Origin of the sequence: Pseudomonas putida (assembly GCF_028682635.1) — a bacterium.
Classification (GTDB): Bacteria; Pseudomonadota; Gammaproteobacteria; order Pseudomonadales; family Pseudomonadaceae; genus Aquipseudomonas; species Aquipseudomonas putida_AE.
The window spans coordinates 21415-29011 of record NZ_JANHLK010000046.1; the positions used below are offsets into that span (position 1 = coordinate 21415).

8 protein-coding genes and 1 pseudogene are annotated in these 7597 nt (G+C 59.1%); 1 reads left to right on the forward strand and 8 read right to left on the reverse strand.

The genetic code is table 11. The features are described 5' to 3' along the window. Positions 1-2: 2 nt before the first annotated feature. The 6 genes from ccoO (NPS56_RS29840) to ccoN (NPS56_RS29865) form a co-directional block, all read right to left on the reverse strand. Positions 3-611: a cytochrome-c oxidase, cbb3-type subunit II gene (gene ccoO / locus NPS56_RS29840; RefSeq protein ID WP_274077974.1), complete on the reverse strand. Its 609-nt coding sequence runs from the start codon at positions 609-611 to the stop codon at positions 3-5. After that, positions 611-2053, reverse strand: coding sequence for a cytochrome-c oxidase, cbb3-type subunit I (gene ccoN, locus NPS56_RS29845; RefSeq protein WP_274077975.1), 1443 nt, complete (start codon positions 2051-2053; stop codon positions 611-613). Before ccoN (NPS56_RS29845) ends, ccoO (NPS56_RS29840) begins: the two co-directional genes overlap by 1 nt. Before the next feature lie 481 nt (positions 2054-2534). Then, positions 2535-3488, reverse strand: a complete 954-nt coding sequence (ccoP, locus tag NPS56_RS29850) for a cytochrome-c oxidase, cbb3-type subunit III (RefSeq protein WP_274077976.1) — start codon at positions 3486-3488, stop codon at positions 2535-2537. Further along, a complete protein-coding gene (locus NPS56_RS29855) occupies positions 3485-3682 on the reverse strand; it encodes a cbb3-type cytochrome oxidase subunit 3 (protein ID WP_274077977.1) in 198 nt (65 codons plus the stop codon). The genes ccoP and NPS56_RS29855 overlap by 4 nt, the downstream gene beginning before the upstream one ends. Positions 3683-3685: 3 nt before the next feature. After that, on the reverse strand, positions 3686-4294 hold the full coding sequence (gene ccoO, locus NPS56_RS29860; RefSeq protein ID WP_274077978.1) for a cytochrome-c oxidase, cbb3-type subunit II: 609 nt from the start codon (positions 4292-4294) through the stop codon (positions 3686-3688). 10 nt (positions 4295-4304) lie between these two features. Then, a complete protein-coding gene (gene ccoN, locus NPS56_RS29865; protein WP_274077979.1) occupies positions 4305-5729 on the reverse strand; it encodes a cytochrome-c oxidase, cbb3-type subunit I in 1425 nt (474 codons plus the stop codon). An 81-nt stretch (positions 5730-5810) separates the two neighbouring features. Between ccoN (NPS56_RS29865) and NPS56_RS29870 the strand changes: the two genes are divergently transcribed. Further along, positions 5811-6488 (forward strand): alpha/beta fold hydrolase, encoded by a 678-nt coding sequence (locus tag NPS56_RS29870; RefSeq protein WP_274077980.1) that lies wholly within the window; start codon positions 5811-5813, stop codon positions 6486-6488. A gap of 115 nt (positions 6489-6603) precedes the next feature. On the opposite strand, the gene NPS56_RS29875 is transcribed toward NPS56_RS29870, so the two are convergent. Both NPS56_RS29875 and NPS56_RS29880 read right to left on the reverse strand, forming a co-directional pair. Beyond that, entirely contained in the window at positions 6604-7065 is a 462-nt protein-coding gene (locus NPS56_RS29875) for a hypothetical protein (RefSeq protein WP_274077981.1), read from the reverse strand. A 283-nt stretch (positions 7066-7348) separates the two neighbouring features. Beyond that, positions 7349-7456: pseudogene (locus NPS56_RS29880) on the reverse strand (methyl-accepting chemotaxis protein); the annotation flags it as partial. Between the last annotated feature and the right edge of the window lie 141 nt (positions 7457-7597).

Consider the following 7597-nt stretch of genomic DNA (forward strand, 5'->3'; position numbering starts at 1 on the left):
GATCACCGTTTGCTTTTGATGATGGTGCCCAGGCCTTGCAGATAGGCCACCAGCGCGTCCATTTCGGTTTTGCCCTTCACGGCATCCTGTGCACCGGCGATGTCTTCGTCGGTGTAAGGGACGCCGAGCGTGCGCAAGACTTCCATTTTCTTCGCGGTTTCCTTGCCGTCGAGCTTGTTTTCCACGAGGAACGGGTAGGCCGGCATTTTCGACTCAGGCACCACGTTGCGCGGGTTGTACAAATGCGCACGCTGCCAGTCATCGGAGTAACGACCGCCGACACGGGCCAGGTCCGGACCGGTACGCTTGGAACCCCACAGGAACGGGTGGTCCCACACGCTTTCACCGGCGACCGAGTAGTGGCCGTAACGTTCGGTTTCAGCACGGAACGGGCGGATCATCTGCGAGTGGCAGCTGACGCAACCGTTGGCGATGTAGACGTCGCGGCCTTCCAGTTCAAGGGCCGGGCGGGGCTTCATGCCCTCGACCGGCTTGTTGGTGACATCCTGGAAAAACAGCGGAACGATCTGGGTCAGGCCGCCGACACTGACGGCGATAACCATGAAGAAGGCCAGCAGGCCAATGTTCTTCTCGACTGCTTCATGCTTCATCAGTGAGCTCCAACTACAGCAATCTGTTCGGCAGCTTCAGCTTCTGCCGGGTTCGAGGCACGTACGGTACGCCATACGTTGTAGGCCATGAACAGCATGCCAGCGGCGAAGAACGCACCGCCCAGGGCACGCACGATGAAGCCAGGGTGGCTGGCCTGCAGTGCTTCGACGAAGGAGTAGGTGAGGGTGCCGTCGTCGTTGATTGCACGCCACATCAGGCCCTGGGTGATGCCGTTGACCCACATCGAAGCGATGTACAGCACGGTACCGATGGTCGCGAGCCAGAAGTGCGTGTTGATCAGGCCGATGCTGTGCATCTGCGCGCGACCGAACAGTTTCGGGATCATGTGGTAGATCGCGCCGATCGAGATCATCGCAACCCAGCCCAGCGCGCCGGCGTGTACGTGGCCGATGGTCCAGTCGGTGTAGTGCGACAGCGAGTTGACGGTCTTGATCGCCATCATCGGACCTTCGAAGGTCGACATGCCGTAGAACGCCAGGGACACCACCAGGAACCGCAGGATCGGGTCGGTGCGCAGCTTATGCCAGGCGCCCGACAAGGTCATCATGCCGTTGATCATGCCGCCCCAGCTTGGTGCCAGCAGGATGATCGACATGGCCATGCCCAGGGACTGAGCCCAGTCCGGCAGAGCGGTGTAGTGCAGGTGGTGAGGACCGGCCCAGATGTACAGGGTGATCAGCGCCCAGAAGTGCACGATGGACAGGCGATAGGAGTAGATCGGACGCTCGGCCTGTTTCGGCACGAAGTAGTACATCATCCCCAGGAAGCCCGTGGTCAGGAAGAAACCTACGGCGTTGTGGCCGTACCACCACTGGATCATCGCGTCGGTCGCACCCGAGTAGGCCGAGTAGGACTTGAACAGGCTGACCGGCAGCGACATGTGGTTGACGATGTGCAGCATCGCCGTCACGACGATGAAGGCACCGTAGAACCAGTTGCCCACATAGATGTGCTTGGTCTTGCGCTTGACGATGGTGCCGAAGAACACCAGGCCGTAGGTAACCCAGACGATGGCCAGCAGAATGGCGATCGGCCATTCCAGCTCAGCGTATTCCTTGGTGGTGGTGTAACCCAGCGGCAAGGTAACGATGGCGCCGACGATCACCGCTTGCCAACCCCAGAAGGTGAAGGCCGCGAGGCTGTCGGAAATCAGTCGCGTTTGGCAGGTTCGCTGCACGACGTAATAGGAAGTGGCAAACAGTGCACAACCACCGAAGGCGAAAATCACCAGGTTGGTGTGCAACGGGCGCAGGCGTCCAAAGCTCGTCCAGGGCAGACCGAAGTTCAATTCCGGCCAGACCAGTTGCGAGGCGATGAAGACACCGAGCCCCATGCCAAGGATCCCCCAGACCACCGTCATGATGGCGAACTGGCGGACTACCTTATAGTTATAAGCAGTCGGACTGATTGCTGTGCTCATTCTAAGGTTCCACGGTTTGGGTGTTTTATTAGGATTAAAAATCGGCCGCAAGTATGTAGAAAGCAGGGGGTCATTGCAACGCGCCATGACCTGGGTCAATGCTTTCAAATGCTGATTCTGCGGCCTTTCCATGCGCCGCGTAGGGTCAAAATTGGCCTCGGACAAAATGTCGCAGGGAACGGAAGAAGCGAGGGGGTTCAGGTCACTTGTAACGGGGTGTGTTGAAAAGGCCTGATCGCCGACCGACGGCATTTGGCTCGACAGCCGGTATCTACCTGCCTTTGCGGCCTTTCAATCGGCCGATTGGTTGAACACATCGTGCAAGGAAGACCTGGAACCGGCACGGGCCAGTCCCCATCGATCAAGCGTAGACCCGAATCCGGGGATTCGAAAGGGGAGGTTTGGAAGGGTGCGACAATGGGTCGCAAAGGGGCAGGGAACTGCCGCATCCGAAAGAATGCGGCAGTGGGGGTGTTGCGAACTATTGCTTTTTGCCTTCGACTTGCAGGTTTTCTGTATTCAATCCATGTGACAAGCTGTACACATAAGCCGCAAGCAACTGTACTTTATCGTTGCCGAGCAACTCGTTCTGCGCCGGCATGTGACCCTGGCGACCATGGCGGATGGTCTGCTCGAGCTGGGTCAACCCCGTGCCGTAGATGAAACCGGCCGGGTGCGTCAGGTTTGGCGCGCCCATGGCTGCTGTGCCCTGGCCATTGGCCCCGTGACAGGCGGTGCAGGTGCTGCTGAACGCTTGCTGTCCAGCTTGCAGGTCGGCCTTGCTGTCCGCCGGCAATGGCAGGCCTGCCAATTCAAGGCGGACATAGGCGGCAACGTTCTTCACCCCCGCTTCGCCGAGGATTTCACCCCAGGCCGGCATCGCCGCCATGCGTCCACCCAGGATGGTGGCCTTGATGGTGTCGGCGTCGCCGCCCCAGCGCCAGTCGCTGTCTGCCAGGTTGGGGAAGCCGAACGCGCCCTTGGCATCCGAGCCGTGGCACACCGAGCAGTTGGAGGCGAACAGTCGACCCCCCATTTTCAGTGCTTGCGGGTCCTTGGCCACTTCCTCCAGCGGCATGGCGGCGAATTTGGCGAAGATCGGCCCGAATCGGGCGTCGGCCCGGTCCATTTCCTTTTCCCACTCGTGCACGCCGGTCCAGCCGTTGGCGTAGCCGGGCAGGATGCCTTTCCAGTTGCCAAGGCCCGGATAGAGGATCAGGTAACCGACGGCAAACACCAGGGTGCCGGCGAACAGCATGAACCACCATTGCGGCAACGGGTTGTCGTACTCCTCGATGCCGTCGAAGCTGTGGCCCATGGTCTGGTCGACGCTGCCCTTGGTTTCGCCCTTGCGGGTGCCGATCAGCAGCCAGGTCAGGCCGATCAGGCTGCCGATGGTCAGTACGCAGATCCACGTACTCCAGAAAGTGGTCATGGCCGGGTGCTCCTTGTGGCGGATTCTTCGGGGATCTCGGGGTGTGGCTCGTCGGCGAACGGCAGTAGGCGCGCTTCGGCGAATTGCGCGTTGCGCTTGCCGTTGAATACCCACAGCGTCAGGCCGACGAAGGCCACGAACACCACGACCGTGCCCAGGCCGCGGATCATTCCAGTGCTCATTTCAACGACCATGGCTCACCTCTTGCTCTTGATCGCAGTGCCGAGCACTTGCAGGTAGGCAACCAGTGCGTCCATTTCGGACTTGCCCTTGAGCGACTCGGCCGCGCTCGCGATGTCGTCGTCGGTATAGGGCACGCCCAGGGTGCGCATGGCCTTGAGCTTGGTTTCGGTGTGGTTGCTATCGACCGCGTTGGCCACCAGCCACGGGTAGGCCGGCATCTTCGATTCCGGCACCACGTTGCGCGGGTTGTACAAGTGCGCGCGGTGCCAGTCATCGGAGTAACGCGCGCCCACCCGAGCCAGGTCCGGCCCGGTGCGTTTCGAACCCCAGAGGAACGGGTGGTCCCAGACGCTTTCGCCGGCCACCGAGTAGTGCCCGTAGCGTTCGGTCTCGGCGCGGAACGGGCGGATCATCTGCGAATGACAACCGACGCAGCCCTCGCGGATGTAAATGTCGCGGCCTTCCAGTTGCAGCGCGGTGTAGGGCTTCATGCCTTCCACCGGTTTGTTGGTCACGTCCTGGAAGAACAGCGGGACGATCTGGGTCAGGCCGCCGATGCTCACGGCCAGGATCATCAGCAGCAGCAACAGGCCGACGTTTTTCTCGATAGTTTCGTGTTTCATGGCGGACTCCTCAGGCCATCTGCGCGGCAGCGGCGGCTTCGGCAGGCTGCGAGGCCCGCACGGTGCGCCAGGTGTTGTAGGCCATCAGCAACATGCCGCTGAAGAAGATCGCCCCGCCCACCAGTCGCACGACGAAGCCAGGGTGGCTGGCCACCAGGGTTTCGACGAAGGAGTAGGTCAGCGTGCCGTCCTCGTTGACGGCGCGCCACATCAGGCCCTGGGCGATGCCGTTGACCCACATCGAGGCGATGTAGAGCACGGTGCCGATGGTGGCGAGCCAGAAGTGCGCGTTGATCAGGCCGATGCTGTGCATCTGCGTACGACCGAAGATTTTCGGGATCATGTGGTACAGCGCGCCGATGGAAATCATCGCCACCCAGCCGAGCGCGCCGGCGTGGACGTGGCCGATGGTCCAGTCGGTGTAGTGGGAGAGGGCGTTGACCGTCTTGATCGCCATCATCGGCCCTTCGAAGGTCGACATGCCGTAGAACGCCAGTGACACAACGAGGAAGCGCAGGATCGGGTCACTGCGCAACTTATGCCAGGCGCCCGACAGGGTCATCATGCCGTTGATCATCCCGCCCCAGCTTGGCGCCAGCAGGATCAGCGACATCACCATGCCCAGCGACTGCGCCCAATCCGGCAAGGCGGTGTAGTGCAGGTGGTGGGGGCCGGCCCAGATGTACAGGGTGATCAGCGCCCAGAAGTGCACGATCGACAGGCGATAGGAGTACACCGGACGCTCAGCCTGTTTCGGCACGAAGTAATACATCATCCCGAGGAAGCCGGCGGTGAGGAAAAAGCCCACGGCGTTGTGCCCGTACCACCATTGCACCATGGCGTCGGTGGCACCGGAGTACAGCGAGTAGGACTTGGTGAAGCTGACCGGCAACTCCATGTTGTTGACGATGTGCAGGATCGCCACGGTGACGATGAAGGCACCGAAGAACCAGTTACCGACGTAGATGTGCTTGGTCTTGCGCTGCATGATCGTGCCGAAGAACACGATGGCGTAGGCGACCCAGACGATGGTGATCAGGATGTCGATCGGCCATTCCAGCTCGGCGTATTCCTTGGAACTGGTGTAGCCCAGCGGCAGGCTGATCGCCGCCAGCAGGATCACCAATTGCCAGCCCCAGAAACAGAAGGCGGCGATTTTCGGTGCAAACAGCTGGGCCTGGCAGGTGCGTTGCACCGAATAAAACGAACTGGCGAACAGGGCGCAACCGCCGAAGGCGAAGATCACCGCGTTGGTGTGCAGCGGGCGCAGGCGACCGAAGCTGGTCCAGGGCAAATTGAAGTTGAGTTCCGGCCAGACCAACTGGGCAGCGAGAAAAACCCCGAGCCCCATGCCGACGATGCCCCACACCACCGTCATAATGGCGAATTGGCGGACCACCTTATAGTTGTAGGCGGTACTGATAGAAGTGTTCATGGTTCCCCATCCACGGTTCAGCCCAAGTGTGCAAACGCACCCTTTGGCCGGAGTTATAGGCAGACTAAAAGCGAGGCAAGCATGGACAAACAGCACAAGGCCGGTATTGACGGGGATCAATGGGCGCAGTGCGTGCGGGATCACGGATGGTTGTGGAATGCCGCCAGCGGCAAGGCCTCGGCAACCCTGATCCTGGCCCACGGCGCCGGTGCTCCGATGGACAGCGACTGGATGAGCGACATGGCGCAACGCCTTGCTGCACACGGCGTCAACGTGCTGCGCTTTGAATTTCCGTACATGGCTCAGCGGCGTGTCGATGGCGGCAAACGCCCGCCGAATCCGGCGGCGAAACTGCTGGAATGCTGGCGTGAGGTGTTCGGCGAAGTGCGACGTCATGTCACTGGGCCCTTGGCCATTGGCGGCAAGTCCATGGGCGGGCGCATGGCCAGTTTGCTCGCCGATGAACTGGGCGCGGACGCGCTGGTGTGCCTTGGCTATCCGTTTTATGCCGTGGGCAAACCGGAGAAACCGCGGGTCGAACATTTGGCTGGATTGAAAACGCGGACGCTGATCGTGCAGGGCGAGCGCGATGCGTTGGGTAATCGTGAGGCGGTCGAGGGTTATGCGTTGTCACCGAACATCGAAGTGTTCTGGCTGGTGGCGGGGGATCATGATTTGAAGCCGTTGAAGGCTTCGGGGTTTACCCATGAGCAGCATTTGGCTTCGGCGGCGAGTCGGGTGGCGGCGTTTCTCCAGTGAATCTTTCGACAGCACTCATGGCCTCATTGTGAGTAACCCCACAATGGATAATGTGCACTCATCCATTGTGGGGGGCAGCTACCACTAGTTGGGATAGTCTGCCACGTCATTAACTTTAGCCTGGTTGTCTTGTCAAATCGAATTCGCCGTTGGGGGATTTGACGTTGGAGCCGAATGTCGCTTCAAAGTGACCCTTAAAAGTGTTGTTCTTCGGATCGAGTTTGATAGAGACTTTAGCTGAAAGTGCATCTACTTCGTTGTATTTTGGATTGCCGATCGAGTAATAATGTGTGAAGGTAAGACCCTGTTCTCCTAGAGTAAGTGTCTTGTCAATAATGTTTTCATCAATGTAGTCAAACTGGAATATATAGTGGAAAAGGTCATTTGTTAGGTGGGAGCCTTTTCGGGCGTACACGCACCATTTTTTCCGTCCACCAGAAAGATTCCAAAGTTCCGCGCGAGCAGTGGTCGCTTCGGTCCAGTCGAGCTCTGAATCCAAGCGCCACTTGAAAGTGCCATCGGTACCTGGGTTCGGTTGTTTCATTGTCTCTAACATGCGTTCGAAATTGTTATCCATTTCAGCTTCATCTCGTGGGTATTGACATTGACGTTCTGTCGATGCCGTGAGGAACACCCTAAGATTTTTTCCGCAGCAGTGTAACTGTCACAAATGACAGTGGGTTTATTGATATTTAAGTGGTTTCGTAGATGTGGTTTGTGACGCGAATTCATGGCCACCGCAAACCACTGTAGGAGCTGGCTTGCCAGCGAAGAGGCCCTGTCAGGCAACTTGGCTTTCAGTGATGCAACAAAAAACCCGGAAGCTTTCACTGTCCGGGCTCTGTATCAGCCAGCATCAATCAACGGTTAAACCGCTCCACCAACGAATACTGCGTATTCGCCGTCTTGGTCAGCTCTTCACTCAGCAGCGCCGAATTCTGCGCCTGTTCCGAAGTCTGGTCCGCCAGTGCCGCTTGGCTGGTGGCGACGAATCATGATGTGAAGTCGTTGAAGGTTTCGGGGTTTACGCATGCCCAGGATCTGGCGGTTGCGGCGAATCAGGTGGCTGAATTTCTTCAGTGAGATTCTCGCCGGTAGTCATGGCCTCT

Coding starts and splice junctions, on each gene's coding strand:
- NPS56_RS29855 (WP_274077977.1), bottom strand. CDS start 3,682: ATGGTCGTTGAAATGAGCACTGGAATGATCCGCGGCCTGGGCACGGTC.
- ccoO (WP_274077974.1), bottom strand. CDS start 611: ATGAAGCATGAAGCAGTCGAGAAGAACATTGGCCTGCTGGCCTTCTTC.
- ccoO (WP_274077978.1), bottom strand. CDS start 4,294: ATGAAACACGAAACTATCGAGAAAAACGTCGGCCTGTTGCTGCTGCTG.
- ccoN (WP_274077975.1), bottom strand. CDS start 2,053: ATGAGCACAGCAATCAGTCCGACTGCTTATAACTATAAGGTAGTCCGC.
- NPS56_RS29875 (WP_274077981.1), bottom strand. CDS start 7,065: ATGGATAACAATTTCGAACGCATGTTAGAGACAATGAAACAACCGAAC.
- NPS56_RS29870 (WP_274077980.1), top strand. CDS start 5,811: ATGGACAAACAGCACAAGGCCGGTATTGACGGGGATCAATGGGCGCAG.
- ccoN (WP_274077979.1), bottom strand. CDS start 5,729: ATGAACACTTCTATCAGTACCGCCTACAACTATAAGGTGGTCCGCCAA.
- ccoP (WP_274077976.1), bottom strand. CDS start 3,488: ATGACCACTTTCTGGAGTACGTGGATCTGCGTACTGACCATCGGCAGC.